Below are 25,487 nucleotides of genomic sequence, written 5' to 3' on the forward strand. Positions count from 1 at the left end.
AGGATGACATGGTTTCCGATCGGTGGGGGTTTACTCCCCGGCAAAGGGCATTCCTCACCCCGAATGGCTTCGTTCTAGCAGCCCGAAGCAGCAAAAGCTGCACATCTCAAAGGGACAGGAATGTTTGGTCTAGCCCCCGATTCGAAATACATTCTTGACGCCATTTCCAAGTCGCAGGCGATCATCGAGTTCGACCTCAAGGGAAAAATCCTGGCGGCCAACGAGAATTTCTGCAACGCACTTGGCTACAGCCTGAGCGAAATTCTTGGCAAGCATCACAGCATGTTCTGCGAGCCGGCCTATGCGGCCACTGCGGAATACCGCGAATTCTGGGCGCGACTGGGACGCGGCGAACATGATGCCGGTGCCTATAAGCGCTTTGCCAAGGGCAATAGGGAAATATGGATCCAGGCGTCCTATAATCCTGTTCTCAAGGGCGGAAAGCCATTCAAAGTGGTGAAATTCGCGGCCGACATCACCGCCGCCAAGAAGAAGGCGGTCGAAGATTCTGGCAAGCTCGAGGCGATCTCGCGCTCCCAGGCAGTGATTGAATTTACTCCGACGGGCGAAATCCTGACCGCGAACGAGAATTTCTGCAACGCCATGGGATATTCGCTGGCCGAAATCACCGGCAGGCACCACAGCATGTTCTGCGATCCCGCCTATACCAGCACCGGGGATTATGCCGACTTCTGGAGACGGCTGGCGCGCGGCGAATTCATCGCCAACGAATTTGTCCGTTTCGGCAAGGGCGGCCGGCAAATCTGGATCCAGGCAGCCTATAATCCGATCGTCGATGCCGACGGCCAAGTTTACAAGGTCGTGAAATTCGCGACCGATGTCACCCAGCGCATGAGCGCCATTTCCATGCTCGGCGGCGCATTGCATCAGCTCTCCGAAGGCGATCTGACAAGGACGGTGGATACGGCTTTCGTTCCCTCGATGGAGCAGTTGCGCCACGATTTCAACGCCGCGGTCGCGGGCCTTGCCGAAACCATCAAGACGATTGGCGAAAATGCCGCAGCGATCGCCGCGGGCTCGCGCGAGATCGGATCATCGGCGGACTCGTTTTCCAAACGGACCGAGCAACAGGCCGCGTCGATCGAGGAAACCGCAGCCGCCCTGGAGGAAATCACCACGACGGTCGCCGATTCGAGCCGCCGCGCCGGGGAGGCGGGACGCCTCATCGCCAAGACGAAACAGGGCGCCGAACAGTCCGGCGTCGTCGTTCGCAATGCCGTCGCGGCCATGGACCAGATCGAGCAGTCCTCGCGCGAAATCAACAACATCATCGGCGTCATCGACGATATCGCCTTCCAGACCAATCTTCTGGCCTTGAATGCCGGCGTCGAGGCGGCGCGTGCCGGTGAAGCCGGCAAGGGTTTCGCGGTCGTCGCCCAGGAGGTTCGCGAACTCGCCCAGCGCTCTGCCAACGCCGCCAAGGAGATCAAGTCGCTCATCAACACGTCGAGCCAGCTCGTCAAGAATGGTGTCGGTCTGGTCGGCGAGACCGGCAAGGCGCTCGAGGAGATCGTCGCCCAGGTCGGCGATATCAACGGTAATGTCGAGGCGATCGTCGAGGCGTCGAGAGAACAGGCGACCGGACTGAGCGAAATCAATCAGGCGGTCAACACGCTGGATCAGGCAACCCAGCAGAATGCCGCCATGGTCGAGGAAAGCACGGCCGCCAGCCACAGCCTTGCGCGGGAGGCCGAGACGCTGCGTGTGCTGCTGACGAAGTTTCGTCTCCCGGGCCAGCCCCAGCCCTCCGTCAGGCAGGAGGCAAGACCGACGGGCTCACCGGCGCGGCATCTCGTTTCACGCGTCGCCAGGGCGCACGGCGCTGCCGCAGCAAGCGCCGAGAGCTGGGAAGCGTTCTGATCCTGGAGCCTTTTCGATAAAATCAAGTCCGGCAATGCGCCTTAGGACCACCAGGAAGCGCGCCGCAGCATATCGCCTTGGCGCGCTCCAAGCGGTTATCCGAACAGCGCGAAGGTCGCCCGCAGCGTCACCCACACACCCAGAGCAGCGGAATGCCGACAACGCCCAGGCAAGCATCGCCTTGGCGTCGAGCCCACCCGAGCCGATGCCGAAGGAGCCTGTCGGCCCAGCATTGATGGCCGCCGATTTCGCCTGCAGCGCCGCGACCTCGTCGTCATGAACCACTTGTAGAGAAGCGGCTTGACCAGCGCATTGGCGATCAGCCCGAATGCCGGCGGATATACATGGTGCCGGTATAGAGGGTTGGACCGGGTACGCCGGCGGCGATCTGTGCTTCGCGGATATCGTTCACCACGCCGGGGCCGACGATGCCGGCCGTTACCCAAGCCGTCAGCAGCCGGCCATGAATGAGCGCCGACGAATTGGGTGCCGAAGCTATCGGCAAGATAGGCGGGGGTGGTCGCAAAGCCGCCGCCGTACATCGACAGGATGATGCCGAGGGAGAGAACGAACGGTGGCGCAGGCGCAGGCAGTATGCTGCTGCCTCCCCTCCGGCATACGCCACTTTGGATTACCGGATCTGGTGAGTTTCCGCTTCCGGTTTGCGGATCATGGGAACGGCCTCAAGCACGAGCGGATCCAGGCCGTTTTCCTGCTTCTCGAGAATTTCGAACAATTGCCGCCGCATCCGCGGCTCCCAGAATTTATTGATATGATTGGCGACGCCCTCCGCGGATTCGCTTGCCGGCTGGCTCTTGAAGAAGGTGGCGATCTGGTTTGCCATATAGACGAGTTTGGTCTTGGTATCATGCGACATCGGCGATGCTTCCGGACGAGATGCGGTGCGGGTGGGTGAAAATCTCGAAGTCCTCGCCGCGCACCAGCGCTACGAGCGTCATGCCAGCCTCTTCGGCCGTACGGATGGCCAGAGCCGTCGGCGCTGAAATGGCGACAAGCACCGGGCTGCCGAGGATAGCAGCCTTCTGCACCATCTCGACGGAAAGCCGGCTGGTGACGACGACGGCACCGTCATCGCCACTTTCGCCGCAGCCGATGACGGCGCCGCAAAGCTTGTCCAGCGCATTGTGCCGGCCGACATCTTCGCGCACGGCAAGCAATCCCTTGCCGGGACGATAGAAGGCGGCGCCATGCACCGCCCGCGTCTCGCGATGCAGCGGCTGCGCCTCGTTCAGAAGCGAAACGGCGCGAACGATATCGGCATGCGACAGCGCCAGTGGTGATGCCGAGACATCGGGCATGGGGCGCACCGCCTGTTCGATCGATTCGATGCCGCAGAGCCCGCAGCCGACCGGCCCCGCCATGCTGCGGCGCCGCGCCCGCAGCCGATCGGCGACGTCATCGACAAGGCTGACCTGCACATCGATCCCCTGCTCACCCGCAACGACCTCGATGCCCGATATTTCCGCTCGCTCGGCAATGATCCCTTCGGTCAGACTGAAGCCGATGGCAAAGTCCTCGAGATCGGCGGGTGTCGCCATCATCACCGCATGGGCGCTGCCCCCATAGGAAAAGGCGATCGGCACTTCCTCCGGCACGATACGAAAGCCGCCGTGCATGAGGCCGTTGCGGCGGGCGGTTTCGGAGGCACGGGCGGTGGTGGCGAAATCTACCATGCGACAACAGGACGAAATACATTCGCCTCCGCCTCACCGTCGACGCCAGTCCACCACCTCATCATCACTCCGCGGCCTCGAGTTTGCCGGCGATGCGGCGGGATTGCCGCGCCTGTTCGTCATATTCCATCTGCCAGTCGCTCGGCCCGTTGGAAGGCGAGACCTGGACTGCCGTCACCTTATATTCCGGGCAGTTCGTCGCCCAGTCGGAGAAATCGGTGGTGATGACGTTCGCCTGCGTATTGGGATGATGGAAGGTCGTATAGACGACGCCCGGCGCAACACGATCGGTGATCAACGCCCGGAGCGTCGTGTCGCCGGAGCGGCTCATGAGCTTCACCCAGTCGCCGTCGCGGACGCCGCGCTGTTCGGCATCGTGCGGGTGGATTTCCAGCCGGTCTTCCGCGTGCCAGACGACATTCTCGGTCCGCCGCGTCTGCGCCCCGACATTGTACTGGCTGAGGATGCGGCCGGTGGTGAGCAGCAGCGGAAAACGCGGACCGGTGCGTTCGTCGGTCGCCACATATTCGGTGCGGATGAACTTGCCCTTGCCGCGCACGAAGCCGTCGACATGCATGATCGGCGAGCCGAGCGGGTTCTTTTCGTTGCAGGGCCACTGCACCGAGCCGATCTTGTCGAGATAGTCGTAGGAGACCAGGGCGAAACTCGGCGTCGTCGCCGCGATCTCGTCCATGATCTCCGAGGGATGGTTGTAGTTCCAGTCGAGCCCCATGGTCTGGGCAAGCTTCTGCGTCACCTCCCAGTCGCCATAACCGTTGCGCGGCGTGATCACCTTGCGAACGCGATTGATGCGGCGCTCTGCATTGGTGAAGGTGCCGTCCTTCTCGAGGAAGGTCGAGCCCGGCAGAAAGACATGGGCGTAGTTGGCGGTCTCGTTGAGGAACAGGTCCTGAACGACGACGCATTCCATCGCCGCAAGGCCGGCCGCGACATGTTTCGTATCGGGATCGGACTGGAGAATGTCCTCGCCCTGGACGTAGAGGCCCTTGAAGGAACCGTCGACCGCCGCATCCAGCATGTTGGGAATACGCAGGCCCGGCTCGTTGTTGAGCTTCACACCCCAGAGCTTTTCGAAGATATCGCGCGTCGCATCGTCGGAAATGTGCCGGTAGCCCGGCAGCTCGTGCGGGAAGGAACCCATGTCGCAGGAGCCTTGCACGTTGTTCTGGCCACGCAGCGGATTCACGCCGACGCCGGGACGGCCGATATTGCCGGTCGCCATCGCCAGATTGGCGATCGCGATGACCGTGGTCGAACCCTGGCTGTGTTCGGTGACGCCGAGACCGTAATAGAGCGCGCCGTTGCCGCCCTTTGCATAGAGCCTTGCCGCGCCGCGCAGATCCGCCGCCGGCACGCCGGTGAAGATCTCGGTCTGTTCGGGGCTGTGCGCCGGTTCGGCGACGAAGGCCGCCCAGTCCTCGAATTCCGACCAGTCGCAGCGCTCGCGGATGAAGGTCTCGTCATAGAGCCCTTCGGTGACGATCACATGCGCCAGCGCCGTCATGACGGCGACATTGGTGCCGGGCTTCAGCGGCAGGTGGTAGGAAGCCTCGATATGCGGCGACCGGACGATATCGGTGCGGCGCGGATCGATGACGATCAGCTTGGCGCCCTGGCGCAGCCGCTTCTTCAACCGTGAAGCGAACACCGGATGGCCGTCGGTCGGGTTGGCGCCGATGATGACGACGACATCGGACTGTTCGACGCTGTCGAAATTCTGCGTGCCGGCCGAGGTGCCGAATGTCTGGCCGAGGCCGTAGCCGGTCGGCGAGTGGCAGACACGGGCGCAGGTATCGACATTGTTGTTGCCGAAACCGGCGCGGACCAGCTTCTGCACCAGATAGGTTTCCTCATTGGTGCAGCGCGACGAGGTGATGCCGCCGATCGCCTCGCGGCCATACTGATACTGGATGCGGCGGAACTCCGACGCCACATGCGCGAAGGCCTCGTCCCAGGTCACCTCCCGCCAGGGATCGCTGACCTTTTCGCGAATCATCGGGTTGAGGATGCGATCCTTATGGTTGGAATAGCCGTAAGCGAAGCGGCCCTTGACGCAGGAATGGCCGCGGTTGGCCTGGCCGTCCTTCCAGGGAACCATGCGCACCAGCTCCTCGCCGCGCATTTCCGCCTTGAAGGAACAGCCGACGCCGCAATAGGCGCAGGTGGTGATGGCCGAATGCTCGGGCTGGCCGATCGCAATCACCGACTTCTCGGTCAGCGTCGCCGTCGGGCAGGCCTGGACGCAGGCGCCGCAGGAGACACATTCGGAATCGATGAAGGCTTCATGCGCACCTGCGGAAACCTTGGAGCCGAAACCGCGCCCCTCGATCGTCAGCGCGAAGGTGCCTTGCACTTCCTCGCAGGCGCGCACGCAGCGCGAACAGACGATGCACTTGGAGGGGTCAAAGGTGAAATAGGGATTGGACTCGTCCTTCGGCGTCCATTTCAGGTTGATCTCGCCATTGTTGCGCGCCCGGACATGGTTGTCGCCGTCATAGCCGTAGCGCACGTCGCGCAGACCGACGGCGCCTGCCATGTCCTGCAATTCGCAATCGCCGTTGGCAGCACAGGTCAGACAGTCGAGCGGGTGGTCGGAAATATAGAGTTCCATCACGCCGCGGCGGATGTCCTTCAGCCGGCCCGTCTGCGTGTGCACCACCATGTTGGCCGCCACCGGCGTTGTGCAGGAGGCAGGCGTGCCGGCCCGGCCCTCGATCTCGACGAGACAGAGCCGGCAGGAGCCGAAGGCATCGATCATGTCGGTGGCGCAGAGCTTCGGCACCTCGATGCCGGCCTCCATCGAAGCGCGCATGATCGAGGTGCCCTCCGGCACGCTGATCTGCTGCCCATCGATGGTGAGCGTCACCATCGTTTCCGATTTCGAGGCGGGAGTGCCGTAGTCGATTTCATGAATGAGAGACATGGTCGCTCTCCTGTATGGAAATGGAATTGAGCAAGTCGGGCGAAAAGCAGGCCAGCACGTGGGATGTCATCACTCGGCAGCCTCCACGATCGGTGCCGGTGAAAAATCCTCCGGGAAATGCGTCATGGCGCTCATCACGGGATAAGGCGTGAAACCGCCGAGCGCGCAGAGCGAGCCGAATTTCATCGTGTTGCAGAGATCGGCCAGCAGCTCGCGGTTCTTCTCCGGCTCGATGCCCTGAGCGATCTTGTCGGCTGTCTCGACACCGCGCGTCGAGCCGATGCGGCAGGGCGTGCACTTGCCGCAGCTTTCGACGGCGCAGAATTCCATCGCGAAACGCGCCTGCTTCAGCATGTCGGCGGTGTCGTCGAAAACGACCATGCCGGCATGGCCGATCAACCCGTCCCGGGCAGCGAAGGATTCGTAATCGAACGGCGTGTCGAACAGCGCCCGCGGGAAATAGGCGCCGAGCGGCCCACCGACCTGCACGGCTTTGACCGGCCGTCCCGTCGCCGTACCGCCGCCGATCCTGTCGACGATATCGCCGAGCGAAAGACCGAAAGCTGTTTCGTAGAGACCGCCATATCTGACATTACCGGCGATCTGCAGCGGAATGGTGCCGCGCGAGCGGCCCATGCCGAAATCGCGATAGAAGGCAGCACCCTTCTCCATAATCACAGGCACGGAAGCGAGCGAGATGACGTTGTTGATGACGGTCGGACAGTCGAAGAGCCCCTTATGCGCCGGCAGCGGCGGCTTGGCGCGCACGACGCCGCGTTTGCCTTCGAGGCTGTTCAGCAGGGCCGTCTCCTCGCCGCAGACATAGGCGCCGGCGCCGGTGCGCACCTCGATATCGAAAGCGCGGCCCGAGCCGAGCACCGACGGGCCGAGGATCCCGGCCTGGCGCGCGATGCCGACCGCCTCGCTCATCGCGGCGATCGCATGCGGATATTCCGAACGCGTGTAGATGAAGCCCTTCGTGGCGCCGGTCGCAAGTCCCGATATCGCCATGCCCTCGATCAGCACGAAGGGATCACCCTCCATGATCATCCGGTCGGCAAAGGTGCCGCTGTCGCCCTCATCGGCATTGCAGACGATATATTTGCGTTCGCCGGGCGCATCGAGAACGGTCTTCCACTTGATGCCTGTGGGGAAACCCGCGCCGCCGCGTCCACGCAGGCCGGAATCGGTGACTTCCTTGACGATTTCGGCGGGTGCCATCGAAACGGCGCGGCGAAGGCCGGCAAGACCGCCATGCGCCTCGTAATCCGAAAGCGAGAGCGGATCGATGACGCCGCAGCGGGCGAAGGTCAGGCGGGTCTGTTCCTTCAGGAACGGGAGGTCTTCAACCTCCCCGAGACAGAGCGGGTGATCGCCGCCATTGACGATGCCGGCGTCGAAAAGCACGGACACATCCTTGGCCTTCACCGGTCCGTAGCCGATGCGCTTGCCGGCAAGCTCGACCTCGACCAGCGGCTCCAGCCAGAACATTCCGCGCGAGCCGTTGCGCACAATCTCAGCATCGAGGCCGCGGGCGACGATCTCCTGGGCAATCGCCTTTGCCACCTTTTCGGCCCCGAGCGCCAGCGCAGCGGCATCGCGCGGAACATATATCTTGACTGTCATCGGCGCGCCTCCGCAACCAGCTCCGTCGCCAGCTGATCGTCGACCCGGCCATACACCTCGCCGTCGAGCATCGCCGACGGGGCGCAGGCGCAGAGCCCGAGGCAGTAGACCGCCTCCAGCGTCACGCTGCCGTCGAGCGTCGTCTGGTGAAAATCGATGCCGAGCAGCGCCTTGATGCGCTCAGCCAGCGCGTCGCCGCCCATCGACTGACAGGCCTCGGCGCGACAGAGCTTCAGCACATGCCGCCCGGCGGGGTGGTCACGATAATCGTGGTAAAAGGTCACCACCCCATGCACTTCGGCGCGCGAGAGGTTCAGTTCCTCCGCGATCACGGGCAGGGCTTCCTGCGGCACATAACCGAATTCCTGCTGAACTTCATGTAGAATAGGAAGCAGCGGCCCTTCAAGGAAGCGAAGGTCGGCGACAATGGTACGCGTGCGCGCTGCGATATCGCCTTCGGCGATATGAATGGTCATAAGGCAGCCCTCCCAGCCGCTTGCTCGTTGCGGAATGGCGCTCTCCCCCAGCATGAGGCCATCCCCTCATACAAGCATCTCAGGGAAGCCGGCGACGATCAATAAAGCTATCTCGTGGATTGATAGGTTTTTTCTATCACAGCTCTTCATCGCGCACGAGCACGCGCGCTTCATGCAGCAAGGCCGAAACGAGCGGCGTAAAGGGCTCTCGATAGGGCGCGACGAGGCCGACCAGATGGTGGGCCTCCGGTTCAACGATCGGAATCATGCGGATTTCTATTGGGAATCCAAATGATTTTGCAACGTTGCGCGGCATGATGCTTGCCCAGCGCCCGGTTCTGACATGTGAGAACAGCACGATCATCGAGTTGGATTCGAGTGTTGGATGCACTGTGGCTCCGGCTTCCGTCAGGTGCCGGTTGATGATGCGTCGGTTCTGCATGTCGGCGGTCAATAGACAAAGCCGAAGATCGCCGACCTCCTTCCAGGTGACGCTGTCGCGATCAGACAGCGGGCTGCCCGCAGCCGTGATCAGATGATAGCGCTCGGCATAGAGGGGAACACTGGTGACACGCCCGAGCGGCTCATTTTCAAGATAGGTGATACCGGCGTCGATCTCGAGATTTTCGAGCATGCTCAGCACCTGCAGCGAATTGCGCGAGACGATCGAGAAGGTGACGCCGGGATGTCGTTCCTGAAAGGGCGTGGTGATGCGCGAAAGCATGGCGAGGGCCGTCGGAATGGCGGCGAGACGAATGTGGCCGGAAAGACCGCGCCGCGCCGCGCGCATTTCCTCTCGCATGGTGCGGGCATCGCCGACGATGCGCCGCGCCCATTCGAGCACGCGCTGCCCCTCCGGCGTCAACCCCTGAAACCGCGACCCGCGCTGCACCAGCATGACGCCGAGCTGATCCTCCAGCTGGCGGATGGCGGCCGAGAGCGTCGGCTGCGAAATCCCGCATTCCTCCGCAGCGCGGCCGAAATGTTTTTCATTGGCAAGGGCGATGAAGAATTCCAGCTTGTCGATCATCCGGTCTCCCGACCCGGTATGTTCACATCCGGATCCAGCCCATCTTCTGCGCAGCCACCGCGCGACCCGACATGCTTTAACCGTTTTCGACAGCCGGAAAAAGATCGAACAGCGATTCGAGGAAGGCAAGCACGCTGAGATTGCCGATGCTGTAATAGACCAGCCTGCCCTGACGGCGCGTGTTGACCAGCCCTTCGAGCCTCAGACGCGCGAGCTGCTGCGAGACCATTGCCTGTTGTATGCCGAGAATATTCTCGATTTCACCCACCGTCCGCTCCTCATTCGCGAGGATGCAGAGGATCAGAAGTCGGCTCTGATGCGCCAGCGCCTTCAGTAGATCGCTCGCTTCATGGGCTTTTGAAGCGAGTTTGTGCAAGTCCTGGCCGGTCATTCCCGGCTCCGGTTTAGGCAGCGGCATTTCGGCATCTCGGAAGGGAAGCATAAGGTAGATCAGCACAATAGCATATTCGCACAAGCGAATTCGTCAAATGTGATGAAATGCCAAAAAAGGTCCAAGTAAATCAGCAGATAAGCTGACCGCCGTTGATCTCGAGAACCTGGCCCGTAATGTATCCGGAGAGAGAAGGAGCCGCCAGGAACAGATAGGCGGGAGCGCAATCCTCGGCCGTGCCGAGACGCTGCAACGGAATGGATTTTCTCGTCTGCTCCAGCTTTTCGCGGGAGGAATAGCGCTCATGGAAATCCGTCTCGATCGTTCCCGGCGAGACGCAATTGACCCGGATTCCATCCGGCGCCAACTCACGGGCAAGCGCCTTGGAATAGGTGGAAACGAATGCTTTCGAGGCCGAATAGACCGAAGAGCCGGGGCTGCCGCCGGTCAGTGCTGAAATCGAAACCGTGTTGACGATGGCCGCGCCTTCGGCTGCCTTCAATGCCGGCAGCAGCGCCCGGGTCAGGGCCACCACCGACGTCTGGTTCAGCCGCACGATCGCTTCATAATCCGCGTCGGTCAGTGTCGCGGCCGGAAAACGGCCGAGCATGGTGCCGGCATTGTTGACGAGCACATGCACCTTGTCGAAGAAGGCGAGAGCGTCCTCTGCAAATTGCGCAGCACCGCCGGCGGCGGTGAAATCGGCGTGCAGCAACAGCGCCCGCCTTTCCGATTCGGCCGTCAGCAGGAAATCCGGCAGATCCCGTCCCGGTTTGCGCCCGGTATGGACGATCACCTTCGCGCCGCAGTCCAGGAACTGCCGGGCCACCTCGAGGCCGATGCCCCGCCCGGCGCCGGTGACGACGACATTGCGATTTTCGAATAGTCTCGGATGGAACACGAAGCCGTCCTCCTCGCGGACAATGCCGCCGGTTGCGCCCTTCGCCCTTAACATATGAGCGCGCCGGCCGAAAGAAAGGCACGCATCGATCTTTCCGCCGGAGACCAGGGCTGCGGAAGCTCAGCTTTCCTTCTCGATCTCCAGAAGCCGCGCCCCGGGGCCTTCCTCGCCGAGCCGATCGCAGGGATTACGCAACGGACAGCTTTCGATCGACAGACAGCCGCAGCCGATGCAGCCGCTCAGACGGTCGCGCAGCAGGCTGAGCCGTCCGATTCGCTCGTCGAGCTCGTTCTTCCAGCGCGCCGACAGCGTCTGCCAGTCGGCAACCGTCGGGGTGCGCCCCTGCGGCAGGGAAGCGAACGCCGTCTGGATTTCTAAGAGCGGAATGCCGACACGTTGTGCCACCTTGATGATGCCGAGCCGGCGAAGCACGTCACGTCCGTAGCGCCGCTGATTGCCGCGGGTACGGATGCTGGAAATCAGCCCCTTGGCCTCATAGAAATGCAGCGCCGAGACAGCAAGACCACTGCGTTCCGCCACTTCGCCAACCGTCAGAAGCCTGCCGAACGGCGTTGCAGAAATCGCATCCATCGTCTCTTGACCTCAATATTAGTTGAGGTTTTATAACGCCTGCTCCGCCGGCCGTAAAGCCCAAGGACAGGAAGAAGCGGCGGCGAGATCACCGCGGCCGATAACCGGCTGAAATCACGGCGCCGGCATTTGCCGTCCTCGCGCCGGCCGCGTCCTGCCGATAGGTCGCCTGGAGACGAGCTCGGGTTCCGTTCCCGGCAGGTACGGAACCTCGGAAAACACCCGGACGCGATTCCGTCCGGGTGTTTTTTCGTGTCGGCGGTTCCGTCCCGACCGGACGGACGGGATTGTGATTTTGCGGTTGCGGTAAGAAAACCCCGATGATAGTTTTCGCCGAAATAACAGGGGAGCTCCGTGTTGCCGGGGCTGAGATGAGAAGCGCAAGCCTCCGGACCCTTCAAAGCTGATCTGGGTAATGCCAGCGGAGCGAGGTTCAGATGTTTTCCGGCGCACAAGTGTCACCCTTTTCGATGTCCGGCCGTTTCGCCGGCGCCATGCTCGATGTCTTCAACGGCTTTGCGCATCTGTGGCGCCGCGCGATTTTTCAGGCGCGCAAAGGAGGCTGCGGCATCTTGAATTGCTGCATGAATTTATCCCCGGACCGATTCCGATTTGAGGAATCATGCAGCCGGAAGAAAGCCTGAAATCGACGCTGATGACATCGCCACCACCATCGGATTCGCGCCTTGCCGCGCTCAGTGCCGCCCTCTGCCGGGCGAGCCCCGCCCTGCTCGCCGGTTTTGCCTTTCTGGCCGCATGGGAACTTTATGTCGATCTTTCCGGTATCAAACCGTCCATCCTGCCGGCGCCTTGGCGCATCCTTACCCAGGGCTGGCTGAACCGCGAAGCGCTGATATCGAACACCTGGCCGACGCTCGGCGCCACGCTCGGCGGCTTCGCCCTGTCGCTCGCCTTCGCTTTCGTCTCGTCGATCCTGATGGATTTCATGCCTTTCATGCGCCGGGCAATGCTGCCGATCTTCATTGCCAGCCAGACCCTGCCGCTGGTGGCGATCGCGCCCCTCGTCGTTCTCTGGTTCGGGTTCGGCCTGTTGCCGAAGATATTGCTGGTCGCGCTCGTCACCTTCTTCCCGCTGCTCGTCGCCCTGCTGCAGGGTTATGAGGCGACCGACCGCGACATCGCTGAACTCTTGAACTCGATGAAGGCAAGCCGCTGGCGCATTTTCCGCCTGGCCCGGCTTCCCTCCTCGCTGCCCTATTTCTTCGCCGGCCTCAGGATCTCGATCACCTATGCCGTCGTCGGCGCGATCTTTGCCGAATATGCGGGAGCCGCGCGCGGCCTCGGCATCTATATCCTCAACGCCAAGAACAATTTCCGGCCGGATCTTGTCCTCGCCGCCGTCGTCGTCAGCGCCGTTCTGACACTCTGCCTCTTCGGAGTGACGCTGATGATCGAGCGCCTCGTCATGCCCTGGCAACCGTCCGGGGAGCGCCGCCGATGACCGATGAACTGGTCGAACTACGCAAGATTTCGAAATCCTTCGACGGCATGCAGGTGCTCGGCGATATTTCGCTCGCTGTCGCAAGCGGCGAGTTCGTTTCGATCGTCGGCCCCTCCGGCTCTGGAAAATCGACGGTGCTCAGATTGCTGACCCAGGCGCTGCGACCCGATGCCGGCGCTTTGCTCTTCAAGGGCGCCCCGTTGGAACAGGCGCCGCATTCCTTCGCCTTCATGCCGCAACGCGATGCGCTGATGCCCTGGCGCCGGATCATCGACAACGCCACACTCGGCCTCGAGGTGCGCGGCATCAGCCGTCGCGCCGCCCGCGCCACTGTGGCGCCGCTGTTCGAGCATTTCGGCCTTGCCGGCTTCGAACACCATTACCCCGCCGAGCTTTCCGGCGGCATGCGCCAGCGCGCCGCGCTATTGCGCACCGTCGTCCAGAGCCAGGACATGCTGCTGCTCGACGAGCCTTTCGGCGCGCTGGACGCGCTGACACGCACGCAGATCCAGGAATGGCTGCAGGGCATGTGGACGCAACATCGCTGGACGGCCTTGTTGATCACCCACGACGTCCGCGAGGCGGTGTTCCTCTCCGATCGGATCTACGTGTTATCAGCCCGCCCGGCGCGTATCATCCGCCAATTCCGCGTTCCCCTGTCCCGCCCGAGAAGCATCGCCGATCTCGGCTCGCCGGCGGCCCAGGCGATCGAGACCGAAATCCTGCAAACCCTGCTTCATCCGCAAGAACAGGATGATTTTGGGCCGCCGGCCTAAGATCTGAATCCTGTTCTCATTTAAAGAGTTAGAGCATGATGTCGTCCGAAAACCGCTTACAGTTTTCGGCATCATGCTCCAGAGACCTGAGGAGGTCACCATGCTGCTTCTCACCCGTCGACAGACAATCCTCGCCGCCCTCGCGACAAGCCTCGCCGGCCGAACCGCCTTTGCCCAGTCGGCACCGGCAAAGGTTCGCATCGCGCTCGACTGGACACCCAACACCAACCATATCGGCATCTATGTCGCCAAGGCAAAGGGGTTCTATGCCGCGGCCGGCCTCGATGTCGAAATTCTACCCTTTACCGATACCAGCGCCGGCACGCTGGTGTCGAACGGGGTTGCCGATTTCGGCATCAGCAGCGAGATCGAGGCTCTGACGCAGCGCGCCGGCGGCGGTGACGTCAAGATGGTCTACGGCGTCGTCCAGACCGAAACCGCGCGCCTGATCTACAAGGGCGGGCGCGACGACATCAAGAGCCCGAGAGATCTCGACGGCAAGACCTATGGCGGCTTTGGCGGCACCTGGGAGAGCGCGCTGATCTCGGCGATGATCCGCAACGACGGCGGCACGGGCGACGTCAAGACCGTCACCCTCGGCACCTCCGCCTACGAGGCGCTGGACAATGGCTCGGTCGATTTCACGCTGGAGATCTACACCTGGGAAGGCATCGCCGCCGAGCTGGAAAACCGCAAGATCAGCCGTTTCCACTATTCCGATTATGGCATTCCCGACGAGCAGACGACCGTCATCGTTTCCAGCGACGCCTATCTCGCGGCGAGTCCAGAATACGCCCGCGCCTTCATCCAGGCCACGCGCCAGGGTTATGCCTATTCCGTCGACCATCCTGACGAGGCCTGCGACCTGCTGATTTCCAACAGCAATGGCGCACTGATGAATACGGAACTGGTAAAAGCATCCCAGAAGGCTTTGATCGACGGGCATTTCCTCAAATCCGAGGCCGGCGTGATCGGCACAATCGACCCGGCGAAGGCCGATGCCATCGGCGCCTTCCTGCTCGAGAACGGCATCCTGGTCGATGCGAATGGCGCAGCGCTCAAGGAGAAGCCGGACTTTTCCACCTATTATACCAACGAACTGCTCGGCTGAATCCGCCCCGGCCTTGCCCGACGCGGCCTTCCACGGCAAGCTTTTGTTTGGTGTGATTTGAGCCGGATCGGGCAGGGTGGGGAACGACATGCGACCACAGGAGAGACTGGCCGGAGCGGACTTTTTGCGCGCGATGGCCTGCCTGCTGGTGCTTGCTCACCATCTCACGCTCCGACTGGATATGCGCCGAATTCCCGATGAATTGGCGCCGACGGCGCACATCCTGCGCTTCGGCAACTTCGGCGTTGCCATTTTCTTCGTGCTCAGCGGCTTTCTTCTGGCCCGTCCCTTCTGGCGCGCGCTCGATGCCGGCAGCGACATGCCGAGCCTTGGGAACTACGCCATCCGCAGGGCGGCGCGCATTGCCCCCGGCTTCTGGGTCGCCGCCACCGTCAGCTTCGTTGTCAGCCTGACGCTGCTTGCCCTGCCGCTGACGCCGGAACTCGCGCTTCGCTACGTTTCCGGACTGCTGTTCATGAGCCAATGGCATTGGCGCACGTTTTTCCCTGTCGAGGCCGACGGGCCGCTCTGGTCCATCCCCTTCGAGGTCACCAGCTATGTGCTCCTGCCGGCCTGCTTTTTCCTGCTGTTTCGCCTGCCCGGGCTGCGGCAGCGCCTGTTCCTGGCCCGTTTCGCCTGGCTCTGCGTCCTTGCCGGCGTCCTCATTGCCCAGTTGGCGATCCTGCGGCTCTTTGCGCTCGACGACATCGGGCGCGGCTGGGCCTATGGCCTGCAGGGCGGGGCGAAGGAATGGATGCCCAACTACAATCCAATCGGCTTTTTTGCCGTCTTCGCCCTCGGCGCACTTGCCGCCGGCATAGAAGTCATGCTGGCTGCAAGGCGTTCCCTGGGGTTCGATGCCGCAGCACTTCTCGCTTTTTCCATCGCCGGCTACCGCCTCGCCATATCGCCCGGCGGTTCCGCCGAGGCTTACGGCTGGCTCGGCATCCCCTACGGATTTCCGGTCTTTCCGCTGGCAATCGCAACCACGCTCGTATCGCTCTGCCATTCGCATCGTCTGGGCAGGCTGCTCGACAACGCTCCCGTCCGTTACGTCGCCAAGATTTCGTTCGGCATTTATATCTGGCAGGAGATTATCCTGACATTGATCCAGAGACTCGACCCCGGTTCGTTCGGCGCCTCCTCGGACAATGTCGTCACCGGCTGGCTGCAATCCTGCGGACTGACGGCGGCGCTCGTCCTTCTTGTGGCAGGTCTCAGCTATCACCTGCTGGAGCGACCGGCCATCGACTTCGGCAACCGTCTGACATCGCGCCCTACCCGAACGGGCTACTCCTTTTAAAGTATAATTTCGTTTCCGCCTCAACTACAGGCATTAAGGTTAACAGGCAATACTCCCATTTTTGGTGTCTTTAGGGTTAGCAATTTCTTATTTATACCGATGACAAACCTTACGTGAGCATGTATTTGTCTCCACGCAGTTCAGAATTGCATCTAAACTTGTGGGCCTTGCGTAATGAATGCTTTTACTTCGAAGACGAGTTCACGCTTCGATCCGTCTCAGCGCCAGACCAAAGCCAAGACCCTGCTCGTAGCGAATTCCAACATTCGCCAGCCGGACAGCTTTGCCTATGGCGAAGGAAAGCCGGCACTGCGATTGGCCGTGAAACGGCTGATCGACATCGTCATCTCGGCCAACGCTCTTCTCGTACTGGCGCCGCTTTTCCTGGCGATCGCTCTTCTCATTAAGCTCGACGACGGCGGTCCGGTGTTCTTCCGCCAGATCCGCTGGGGGTTGAATGGCCGCAAGATCAACGTCTTCAAATTCCGTTCAATGCGGGCGGAGGCTTGCGATCCAAGCGGCGTCCAGCAGACCGTCAAGGGCGACGCCAGGATGACCGCCATCGGCGCAATGCTCCGCAGGACCAATATCGACGAACTGCCGCAGCTCCTGAACGTCCTCAAAGGCGAGATGTCCTTGGTCGGCCCGCGCTGCCATGCCATCAACATGCGCGCAGCCGGCAGGCTCTACGAGGAAGTAGTCCCGAACTACCACCATCGACACGTCATGCGCCCCGGTATCACCGGCCTGGCACAGACACGCGGCTGGCGCGGCCCCACGACAAGGCCATTGGCGGCCCGGGCCCGCATCGCCTGTGATATCTATTATGTCAGGAATTTCAGCCTGCTGCTCGACCTGAAGATCCTGTACAAGACGCTGCTCATCGAGCTGCGCGGCGGCACCGGCTTCTGAGTCACCGCGACAACGCGGTGGCAGCGGTGTCCGCTTTTCTGGCCGGCTGAACGCAGTCGCATTTGACGTCAGGAAAGCCGCCGTACGGCACGGCTCTTCACTTTCAAGCCGCGCGACAATGCCGTGTTCCCGATCCGCGAAAACAGCCAGAAATAAAAAAGCGGCCTGGAAGGCCGCCTTTCAATGATGCCATCGCGGCCATCAGTCCTGCTCGACGATACCGCGCAGGTGGGTCAGTTCCAGGATGAAGTGCTCAAGCTTGGACTTGTGTTCGTGATGCACGGCATCCTCAAGTTCCTTCTTGGCAGCTTCGATGCGGCGGGTCAGTTCATCCTTGTTGAGCTCTTCAACCGGAACGGCGGACTCGGCAAGCAATGTACAGCCCGTCGGCAGGATATCGGCAAAACCGCCGAACACGACATAGTCCTGCTTCTTGCCGGAGCCGGAGCGGACGCTCACGATACCCGGCTTGATCGTCGTCATCGTCGGCGCATGATGCGCCATAACCGTCATCTCGCCTTCGGTTGCGGGAATGACGACCTCGGTCACCATCTCCGACAGCAGCAGACGCTCCGGCGAAACGAGCTCAAAGTTGAAATTGTCAGCCATCAGTGACTTACCTTCTCGGCTATGGCTTTTGCATCTTGCAATTTGGTCCCGCAGAACGGGCAGTGCAGTATCGCCTGGTCAAGATATCCGAGGCCTTCCTCGGTCTGAACCAGCCCCACAACCATCATGATCACGCCGTTATCGGCACGGTAGACGGTCGGCGCTGCCGGCTCTGGAAGTTCCGCCACGACTCCCTTGAGGGAGTCGCAGCAGAATATCTCGTCCTGAGCGTCGCTCATCAAGCAGCGGCGAGCTTCTTGGCCTTCTCGATGGCTTCATCGATCGAGCCGACCATGTAGAAGGCGGCCTCCGGCAGGTTGTCGTATTCGCCGTTAACGAGGCCCTTGAAGCCCTTGATGGTGTCTTCGAGAGCAACCAGCTTGCCCGGCGAGCCGGTGAAGACTTCGGCGACGAAGAACGGCTGCGACAGGAAGCGCTCGATCTTGCGGGCGCGGGCGACGGCAAGCTTGTCCTCTTCGGACAGTTCGTCCATGCCCAGGATGGCGATGATGTCCTGCAGGGCCTTGTAACGCTGCAGCGTCGACTGAACCTTACGGGCAACTTCGTAATGCTCTTCGCCGACAACCATCGGGTCGAGCATGCGCGAGGTAGAGTCGAGCGGGTCAACGGCCGGGTAGATGCCTTTTTCAGCGATCGAACGCGACAGAACGGTCGTTGCGTCAAGGTGGGCGAACGAGGTCGCCGGCGCCGGGTCGGTCAAGTCGTCGGCCGGAACGTAGATGGCCTGGACCGAGGTGATCGAGCCCGTGGTCGTCGTGGTGATGCGTTCCTGCATCTGACCCATGTCGGTTGCGAGCGTCGGCTGATAGCCCACGGCCGAAGGAATACGGCCGAGCAGAGCCGACACCTCGGAACCTGCCTGCGTGAAGCGGAAGATGTTGTCGACGAAGAACAGAACGTCCTGGCCCTGGTCGCGGAAATGTTCTGCGACGGTCAGACCGGTCAGAGCGACGCGAGCACGTGCGCCCGGCGGTTCGTTCATCTGGCCGTAAACGAGCGCAGCCTTCGAGCCCTCGCCGCCGCCATGCTTGTTGACGCCCGATTCGATCATTTCGTGGTAAAGGTCGTTGCCTTCGCGGGTACGTTCACCCACGCCAGCAAAAACCGAGTAACCACCATGCGCCTTGGCGACGTTGTTGATCAGTTCCATGATCAGAACGGTCTTGCCGACGCCGGCGCCGCCGAACAGGCCGATCTTGCCGCCGCGTGCATAGGGAGCCAGAAGGTCGACGACCTTGATGCCGGTAACGAGGATCTGCGCTTCCGTCGACTGCTCGACATAAGCCGGAGCGTCCTGGTGGATGGCGCGCTTGTGGGCGGTGTTGAGCGGGCCTGCTTCGTCGACGGGTTCGCCGATGACGTTCATGATGCGGCCGAGCGTTTCGTCGCCGACCGGAACCGAGATCGGAGCGCCGGTATCGATGACCTGCTGGCCGCGAACGAGGCCTTCGCTCGAGTCCATGGCGATGGTGCGGACTTCGTTTTCGCCCAGGTGCTGAGCGACTTCGAGAACAAGGCGGTTGCCGTTGTTATCGGTTTCGAGCGCGTTCAGGATCGCCGGCAGTTCGCCTTCGAAAGCGACGTCCACGACGGCGCCGATAACCTGGGTGACTTTGCCGACAGAGCGGGTAGCTGCCTCAGCCATTTTCTTACCCTCTTTCCTAACTCAGAGCGCTTCCGCGCCCGAAATGATTTCAATCAGTTCCTTGGTGATCTGCGCCTGACGCTGGCGGTTGTAGCTCAGTGTCAGCTTATTGATCATCTCACCAGCATTGCGCGTCGCATTGTCCATCGCGCTCATCTTGGCGCCCATTTCGCCCGCGACATTTTCAAGGAGAGCGCGGAAGATCTGGACCGAGATGTTGCGCGGGATCAGATCGTCGAGGATCGACGCCGGATCAGGCTCGTATTCGTAAACCGCGCCGGCATGGTCTGCATCCTCGGCGACGGCTTCAGGAGCCTTGGCGGGAATGAGCTGCTGGGCGGTGGGAACCTGGCTGATCACCGACTTGAACTCGGAATAGAACAGCGTGCAGACATCGAATTCGCCGGCCTCGAACATCTCGATGACGCGCTTGCCGATCTGGTCGGCATTCTCGAAACCGATCTTCTTGACCTCGCGCAACTCCTTGCGCTCGACGATCAGCGACGCGAATTCGCGGCGCAGAATGTCATAACCCTTCTTGCCGACGGTGAAGATCTTCACCGTCTTGCCTTCGGCGACCAATTTGCGGACATGGTCGCGGGCGAAGCGGGCGATCTGCGAGTTGAAGCCGCCGCACAGGCCGCGTTCGGCCGTGCAGACGACGAGCAGGTGTACCTGGTCCTTGCCGGTGCCGGTCATCAAGACCGGCGCCCCGTCCGCATCGGTAACGGCCTTGGCGATGTTCACCAGGACCGCATTCATACGCTGCGAGTAAGGCCGGGCGGCCTCAGCCGCCTCCTGCGCACGCCGAAGCTTCGCCGCGGCGACCATCTTCATCGCCTTGGTGATCTTCTGCGTCGCCTTGACGGAGGCGATCCGGTTTTTCAGATCCTTAAGTGAAGGCATCCGTTATCCGTCCTAACCTGGCCCGATTACTGGAAAGACTTGGCGAAGCTGTCGAGAGCAGCGGTGAGCTTGCCCTTCGTGCCGTCGCTGATAGCCTTTTCCGTGCGGATCGCGTCGAGGATGGCAGAGCCTTCCGAACGCAGATAGGACAACAGGCCCTGTTCGAACTTGCCGACCGATGCGACCGGCAGCTTGTCGAGGTAACCGTTGACGCCTGCGAAGATCACGGCGACCTGCTCTTCCGTCTTCAGCGGCGAGAACTGCGGCTGCTTCAGGAGCTCGGTCAGGCGTGCACCGCGGTTCAGCAGCCGCTGCGTCGCAGCGTCGAGGTCCGAACCGAACTGGGCGAAGGCGGCCATTTCGCGATACTGGGCGAGTTCGCCCTTGATCGAGCCGGCAACCTGCTTCATCGCCTTGATCTGCGCCGAAGAACCGACGCGGGAAACCGACAGACCGACGTTAACTGCCGGACGGATACCCTGATAGAACAGGTCGGTTTCGAGGAAGATCTGGCCATCGGTGATCGAGATCACGTTGGTCGGGATGAAGGCCGAAACGTCGTTGCCCTGCGTTTCGATGACCGGCAGAGCGGTCAGCGAACCGGCGCCCTTGTCATCGTTCATCTTTGCGGCGCGCTCGAGCAGGCGCGAATGCAGGTAGAAAACGTCACCCGGATAGGCTTCGCGGCCCGGCGGGCGGCGCAGCAGCAGCGACATCTGGCGGTAGGACACGGCCTGCTTCGACAGGTCGTCGTAACCGATCAGCGCGTGCATGCCGTTGTCGCGGAAATATTCGCCCATTGCGCAGCCGGCGAACGGAGCCAGGAACTGCATCGGCGCCGGATCGGAAGCCGTAGCGGCAACGATGATCGAGTATTTCAGGGCGCCACGTTCTTCGAGAACCTTGACGAACTGGGCAACGGTCGAGCGCTTCTGGCCGACGGCGACGTAGACGCAGTAAAGCTTCTCGCCTTCCGGACCGCTCTCGTGAATGGCCTTCTGGTTGAGGAAGGCATCGAGCAGGATGGCGGTCTTGCCGGTCTGGCGGTCGCCGATGACGAGCTCGCGCTGGCCGCGGCCAACCGGGATCAGCGCATCGATGGCCTTGAGGCCGGTCGACATCGGCTCATGAACCGACTTGCGCGGAATGATGCCGGGCGCCTTGACGTCGACGCGCGAACGGCGCGTCGCATTGATCGGGCCCTTGCCGTCGATCGGATTGCCGAGCGCGTCGACGACGCGGCCGAGCAGTTCCGGACCAACGGGGACGTCGACGATGGCGCCGGTCCGCTTGACGGTGTCGCCTTCCTTGATGTCGCGGTCGGAGCCGAAAATAACGACACCGACGTTGTCGGATTCAAGGTTCAGAGCCATGCCGCGGATGCCGCCGGGGAACTCGACCATTTCACCAGCCTGGACATTGTCCAGGCCGTAAACGCGAGCGATACCGTCACCGACGGAGAGAACCTGGCCGACTTCCGAGACTTCTGCCTCTTTGCCGAAATTTTTGATCTGGTCTTTGAGAATTGCGGAAATTTCCGCGGCGCGGATATCCATCAGCCAACCTCTTTCAATGCGAGCTTAAGGGTAGAGAGTTTGGTACGAAGAGACGTATCAATCTGACGGGACCCGACCTTCACGATCAGACCACCAAGAATTGACGGATCAACCGTGACTGATATCGTCACGTCTTTGCCGGTGACGCTCTTGAGTGCCGCCTTCAATTCGGTTTCCTGCGCCTGGGAGAGCGCATGCGCCGAGGTGACCTCGGCGGAGATTTCACCGCGATGATTCGCGGCGATGAGACGGAAGGCCCTGATCATGCCCGGCAGGGCAAACAGGCGACGGTTGCGCGCCACGACCTTCAGAAAATTGGCGAAGAAGCCGCTGATGCCGGCTCTCTCGCTGATGGCGACGATCGCCTTCAGCTGATCTTCGGCGGAGAAAACCGGGCTTGCGACGAAGCGCTTCAGTTCGGCGCTCTCATCCAGCATCGCCTGGAAACGGTCAAGATCGGCGGTTACGCTGTCGACGGCGCCGTGTTCGAGCGCCAGCTCGAAAAGCGACGAGGCATAGCGCTCGGCAACACCAGAAGTAAGCTGGGACGTGTCTGCCACTGGCACAAATTTCCCTGATTTCAATCCAAAATCCGGCTCTCGGCGGGCGCCGAACCTATGATCTTGAATTCGTTTTGATTTCCCCCAGAAATCACAAGAGAAGCCTCTTGCTTCTTCCGAAATTCGGGGTCCGTCTAACATAGGATGTTCGGACTCGCAACACGCGTAATGCCCGAATACGCCTTTCGCATGAATTTCTGTTCGCAAAATTGCGCAATGGCCTGAAAGCGGGCCGCGCAAGCCGCCGCCGGCAGCGAAATTATGTCTGGAAGAAGCCGAAAACATACAGCAGCGGCAATGCTGCGATAATTGCCTGCACAACCAGAAGTAAATAGTTGATATACGTACTCCCCTTATCTGACAGGATGGAGACGATGCGGGCAAACGCGGCCATGGCGAACGCTGCGCCGAAGGCGGTATAAATCAGCGGCTGAGCCAGCACGACGGCACCGAGGCCAAGACCGAGATAGAAGCCGCCCACCGATCGGACCTCGCTGAAACCTTCACGCCGCTCGCCGCGCGGCGCCAGGCCGAAGACCCGCATCGCAAGACCGGGCGCAAACATGATGACGAAGCCGGCGAAGGCCGTGAAGGCGGCTGCGCCGAAGGCAAGCTGCTCACCAAATTCCGTCGGAAACTCAAATTCCATGCCTCGACCCCAAATCATCCGCTGATTCTGCGTTTATGCCATGATCGGCCGCATCCGGAAACGCAGCGTGCGGAACGATCTACAGAAAGCTCTGCGGATCGATATCGAGCTGCACCTGCACCGATCCGCGCTCCTTCGGCGATTGCGACAGCATCGCCCGCAGGAAACCCTGCATGTCGGAATTGCGCCGTCCGTGCACCAGAAGCCGGAAGCGATGGCGGCCGCGCACCAGCGCCAGCGGCGCCTCCGCCGGGCCGAGCACCGAGATGCCGGACACCTCAGGTGCGGCGTTGCGTATGCCGCGCGCATGGTTTTCGGCGTCGTGGCGGGTCTCGGCCGAGACGATGATCGAGGCCAGCCGGCCGAACGGCGGTAGCGCCGCGCGTTCGCGCTCGGTGATCTCGCGCTCATAAAAGGCATCTGAATCGCCTGATACAATCGCCTGCATCACGGGATGCTGCGGCTGGTAGGTCTGCAGCAGCCCATGGCTCTTGAGCCCGGTGCGCCCGGCCCGGCCGGTCACCTGCGACAGAAGCTGGAAGGTGCGCTCGGCCGCCCGCGGATCGCCATTGGCGAGGCCGAGATCGGCGTCGATGATGCCGACCAGCGTCATCAGCGGAAAATTATGGCCCTTGGCGACGAGCTGGGTGCCGATGACGATATCGGCCTCGCCCTTGGCGATGGCATCGAGTTCCAGCCGCAGCCGCTTCACCCCGCCCATGATATCCGAGGAAAGAACGATCGTCCGCGCCTGCGGGAAATGCCGCTCCACCTCTTCGGCGATCCGTTCGACGCCAGGCCCGCAGGCGACGAGATGGTCGAGCGTGCCGCATTCCGGGCATGCCTCCGGGGTGCGCTCGGCATGACCGCATTGATGGCACTGCAACTGCTTGCGGAAACGATGCTCGACCAGCCAGCTCGAACATTGCGGGCATTGAAAGCGGTGGCCGCACACCCGGCAGAGCGTCAGCGGCGCATAACCACGCCGGTTGAGAAAGAGCAGCGCCTGTTCGCGTTTCTCCACCGTCTTGCCGATCGCCCGGATCAGCACCGGCGACAGGAAGCCACCGCGCTCCGGCGCGTGCCTGCGCATATCGATGAGATGCAGGTCCGGCAGCGCCGCATCGCCGAAACGCGTCGGCAGGTGGACGGTACTGTAGCGCCCGCTTTGCCCGTTGACTTGGCTTTCGACCGACGGCGTCGCCGACACCAGGACGACGGGAAAATCGCCGATGCGGCCGCGCACCACGGCCATGTCGCGGGCATTGTAGAAGACGCGATCCTCCTGCTTGTAGGCAGGGTCATGCTCCTCGTCGACGATGATGAGGCCGAGATCCTCGAAAGGCAGGAACAGCGCCGAGCGGGCGCCGGCCACCACGCGCACTTCGCCGGTCACTGCCTGGCGCCAGACTTTTTCGCGCATGCGCGGGGCGAGGTCGGAATGCCATTCGGCGGGTTTTGCCCCGAAGCGATCCTGAAAACGTTCCATGAAACTGGCCGTCAGCGCGATCTCCGGCAGCAGGATCAGCACCTGCTTGCCACGTTTCAGCGTCTCGGCGATCGCCTCGAAATAGACCTCGGTCTTGCCGGAGCCGGTCACGCCGTCGATCAGCGATACGGCAAATTCGCCCTTGCGAACGTCGGCGACGATCTCTGCGGCCGCCTCTTTCTGCGGCCCTTCGAGACGTGCGGCGGCAAAATCGGGATCCGGCAACGCCACGACCGGCGGCGGCGGCAGGAATATCGTCTCGAAGATGCCGAGCGTGATCAGCCCGTCGACGACGCTGGTCGAGACACCTGCCGCATGCGCCAGGCCGCTGCGCGTCCAGGACAAGCCGTCGGAGGCGGTCGCGAGCACCCGGGCGCGCGCCGGCGTCATCCGTTCCGGTTCGCCGCCGACGAACTTCAGCCCCTCCACCATCGGCTCCGGCTCGAAGGCATTCGGCGCCCTCAGCGCCATGCGCGCGACGAGGCCGGGCGGGGAGAGTGTATAGGCCGCCACCCAGTCGATGAAATCCCGCATCTCCCTGGAAAGCGGCGGACAGTCAAAGACATGGCTGATCGGACGGAGCTTCTTCGGATCGACACCATCCTCGCCGCCGTCCCAGACGACGCCGATCACCTGTCGCGGCCCAAGCGGCACCTGCACGACCGAGCCGGGCTCGACCGCCATGCCCTCCGGCACCGAGTAGGAATAGGGTTTCGGCGCCGGCATCGGCACCAGCACCGGAACCGTTCGGTTCAGGGGCGGTGCTTCGAACAGCGCGCCAAAGAGATCGGACGAATCTGTGCTCATCGGGCGAGACCATGCCCGCAAATCGACGGAATTGGAACCGCAAAGACGAGGGCGCCGTATCGGGCGGGAATGCGGATGACGAGGCTCTGCCGAGATTGGCAACGCCCTCACGAAATGGTTGCCCGGCAAGCGATTGGCCGCATAGAT

General features: G+C 62.0%; 22 protein-coding genes, 3 pseudogenes and 1 riboswitch. Of the genes and pseudogenes, 7 read left to right on the plus strand and 18 right to left on the minus strand.

Going from position 1 to position 25,487, the window contains the following annotated elements:
- Positions 1–120: 120 nt before the first annotated feature.
- The gene (locus AMC88_RS20255; protein WP_064825699.1) at positions 121–1,881 is read left to right on the plus strand and encodes a methyl-accepting chemotaxis protein; all 1,761 of its coding nucleotides are present in this window, start codon (positions 121–123) and stop codon (positions 1,879–1,881) included.
- Between the two features lie 95 nt (positions 1,882–1,976).
- On the opposite strand, the pseudogene AMC88_RS32200 reads toward AMC88_RS20255, so the two are convergent.
- From AMC88_RS32200 to soxR, 10 genes and pseudogenes are all read right to left on the minus strand, one after another.
- A pseudogene (locus tag AMC88_RS32200) lies at positions 1,977–2,453 on the minus strand (MFS transporter small subunit); the annotation flags it as partial.
- Positions 2,454–2,512: 59 nt separating this feature from the next.
- On the minus strand, positions 2,513–2,758 hold the full coding sequence (locus tag AMC88_RS20265; protein WP_064825701.1) for a formate dehydrogenase subunit delta: 246 nt from the start codon (positions 2,756–2,758) through the stop codon (positions 2,513–2,515).
- On the minus strand, positions 2,748–3,575 hold the full coding sequence (fdhD, locus tag AMC88_RS20270) for a formate dehydrogenase accessory sulfurtransferase FdhD (protein ID WP_064825702.1): 828 nt from the start codon (positions 3,573–3,575) through the stop codon (positions 2,748–2,750). The genes AMC88_RS20265 and fdhD overlap by 11 nt, the downstream gene beginning before the upstream one ends.
- A gap of 64 nt (positions 3,576–3,639) precedes the next feature.
- The gene (gene fdhF / locus AMC88_RS20275; protein ID WP_064825703.1) at positions 3,640–6,519 is read right to left on the minus strand and encodes a formate dehydrogenase subunit alpha; all 2,880 of its coding nucleotides are present in this window, start codon (positions 6,517–6,519) and stop codon (positions 3,640–3,642) included.
- Between the two features lie 69 nt (positions 6,520–6,588).
- Positions 6,589–8,145 (minus strand): formate dehydrogenase beta subunit, encoded by a 1,557-nt coding sequence (locus AMC88_RS20280; protein ID WP_064825704.1) that lies wholly within the window; start codon positions 8,143–8,145, stop codon positions 6,589–6,591.
- Complete coding sequence (locus AMC88_RS20285) at positions 8,142–8,621, minus strand: formate dehydrogenase subunit gamma (RefSeq protein WP_064825705.1); 480 nt, start codon at positions 8,619–8,621, stop codon at positions 8,142–8,144. Before AMC88_RS20285 ends, AMC88_RS20280 begins: the two co-directional genes overlap by 4 nt.
- 136 nt (positions 8,622–8,757) lie before the next feature.
- Positions 8,758–9,651 carry a LysR family transcriptional regulator gene (locus AMC88_RS20290; protein WP_012485454.1) on the minus strand — a complete coding sequence of 298 codons (894 nt, stop codon included), beginning with the start codon at positions 9,649–9,651 and terminating at the stop codon, positions 8,758–8,760.
- 76 nt (positions 9,652–9,727) lie between these two features.
- The gene (locus AMC88_RS20295) at positions 9,728–10,069 is read right to left on the minus strand and encodes an ArsR/SmtB family transcription factor (RefSeq protein WP_064825868.1); all 342 of its coding nucleotides are present in this window, start codon (positions 10,067–10,069) and stop codon (positions 9,728–9,730) included.
- Positions 10,070–10,172: 103 nt separating this feature from the next.
- The gene (locus AMC88_RS20300; protein ID WP_037118023.1) at positions 10,173–10,943 is read right to left on the minus strand and encodes an SDR family NAD(P)-dependent oxidoreductase; all 771 of its coding nucleotides are present in this window, start codon (positions 10,941–10,943) and stop codon (positions 10,173–10,175) included.
- A gap of 120 nt (positions 10,944–11,063) precedes the next feature.
- Positions 11,064–11,534: a redox-sensitive transcriptional activator SoxR gene (gene soxR / locus AMC88_RS20305; RefSeq protein ID WP_064825706.1), complete on the minus strand. Its 471-nt coding sequence runs from the start codon at positions 11,532–11,534 to the stop codon at positions 11,064–11,066.
- Positions 11,535–11,867: 333 nt separating this feature from the next.
- Positions 11,868–11,981, plus strand: a riboswitch (TPP riboswitch).
- Here soxR and AMC88_RS20310 point away from each other — a divergent pair.
- The 6 genes and pseudogenes from AMC88_RS20310 to AMC88_RS20335 all read left to right on the plus strand — a co-directional run bounded on the left by AMC88_RS20310 (position 11,972) and on the right by AMC88_RS20335 (position 17,098).
- The gene (locus AMC88_RS20310) at positions 11,972–12,178 is read left to right on the plus strand and encodes a hypothetical protein (RefSeq protein WP_064825707.1); all 207 of its coding nucleotides are present in this window, start codon (positions 11,972–11,974) and stop codon (positions 12,176–12,178) included. It overlaps the preceding riboswitch by 10 nt.
- 11 nt (positions 12,179–12,189) lie before the next feature.
- The gene (locus AMC88_RS20315; RefSeq protein WP_064825869.1) at positions 12,190–12,996 is read left to right on the plus strand and encodes an ABC transporter permease; all 807 of its coding nucleotides are present in this window, start codon (positions 12,190–12,192) and stop codon (positions 12,994–12,996) included.
- A pseudogene (locus AMC88_RS20320) lies at positions 12,993–13,804 on the plus strand (ABC transporter ATP-binding protein). Before AMC88_RS20315 ends, AMC88_RS20320 begins: the two are co-directional and overlap by 4 nt.
- 68 nt (positions 13,805–13,872) lie before the next feature.
- Positions 13,873–14,883 (plus strand): ABC transporter substrate-binding protein, encoded by a 1,011-nt coding sequence (locus AMC88_RS20325; protein WP_064825708.1) that lies wholly within the window; start codon positions 13,873–13,875, stop codon positions 14,881–14,883.
- A gap of 88 nt (positions 14,884–14,971) precedes the next feature.
- Positions 14,972–16,193 (plus strand): annotated as a pseudogene (locus tag AMC88_RS20330) (acyltransferase family protein).
- 167 nt (positions 16,194–16,360) lie between these two features.
- On the plus strand, positions 16,361–17,098 hold the full coding sequence (locus AMC88_RS20335; protein WP_064825710.1) for a sugar transferase: 738 nt from the start codon (positions 16,361–16,363) through the stop codon (positions 17,096–17,098).
- 201 nt (positions 17,099–17,299) lie between these two features.
- On the opposite strand, the gene AMC88_RS20340 is transcribed toward AMC88_RS20335, so the two are convergent.
- From AMC88_RS20340 to AMC88_RS20375, 8 genes are all read right to left on the minus strand, one after another.
- Complete coding sequence (locus AMC88_RS20340) at positions 17,300–17,707, minus strand: F0F1 ATP synthase subunit epsilon (protein WP_064825711.1); 408 nt, start codon at positions 17,705–17,707, stop codon at positions 17,300–17,302.
- Entirely contained in the window at positions 17,707–17,946 is a 240-nt protein-coding gene (locus AMC88_RS20345; RefSeq protein ID WP_004679291.1) for a hypothetical protein, read from the minus strand. The genes AMC88_RS20340 and AMC88_RS20345 overlap by 1 nt, the downstream gene beginning before the upstream one ends.
- The gene (gene atpD, locus AMC88_RS20350) at positions 17,946–19,373 is read right to left on the minus strand and encodes a F0F1 ATP synthase subunit beta (protein WP_012485464.1); all 1,428 of its coding nucleotides are present in this window, start codon (positions 19,371–19,373) and stop codon (positions 17,946–17,948) included. The genes AMC88_RS20345 and atpD overlap by 1 nt, the downstream gene beginning before the upstream one ends.
- Before the next feature lie 21 nt (positions 19,374–19,394).
- Entirely contained in the window at positions 19,395–20,279 is an 885-nt protein-coding gene (locus AMC88_RS20355; RefSeq protein WP_064825712.1) for a F0F1 ATP synthase subunit gamma, read from the minus strand.
- A gap of 26 nt (positions 20,280–20,305) precedes the next feature.
- The gene (atpA, locus tag AMC88_RS20360) at positions 20,306–21,835 is read right to left on the minus strand and encodes a F0F1 ATP synthase subunit alpha (protein WP_012485466.1); all 1,530 of its coding nucleotides are present in this window, start codon (positions 21,833–21,835) and stop codon (positions 20,306–20,308) included.
- Complete coding sequence (locus AMC88_RS20365) at positions 21,835–22,401, minus strand: F0F1 ATP synthase subunit delta (RefSeq protein ID WP_170965670.1); 567 nt, start codon at positions 22,399–22,401, stop codon at positions 21,835–21,837. The genes atpA and AMC88_RS20365 overlap by 1 nt, the downstream gene beginning before the upstream one ends.
- Positions 22,402–22,654: 253 nt before the next feature.
- Complete coding sequence (locus AMC88_RS20370) at positions 22,655–23,044, minus strand: AGROH133_08824 family phage infection protein (protein ID WP_064825713.1); 390 nt, start codon at positions 23,042–23,044, stop codon at positions 22,655–22,657.
- A 79-nt stretch (positions 23,045–23,123) separates the two neighbouring features.
- On the minus strand, positions 23,124–25,340 hold the full coding sequence (locus AMC88_RS20375; RefSeq protein ID WP_064825714.1) for a primosomal protein N': 2,217 nt from the start codon (positions 25,338–25,340) through the stop codon (positions 23,124–23,126).
- Between the last annotated feature and the right edge of the window lie 147 nt (positions 25,341–25,487).

Origin of the sequence: Rhizobium phaseoli (assembly GCF_001664385.1) — a bacterium.
Taxonomy (GTDB): Bacteria; Pseudomonadota; Alphaproteobacteria; order Rhizobiales; family Rhizobiaceae; genus Rhizobium; species Rhizobium phaseoli.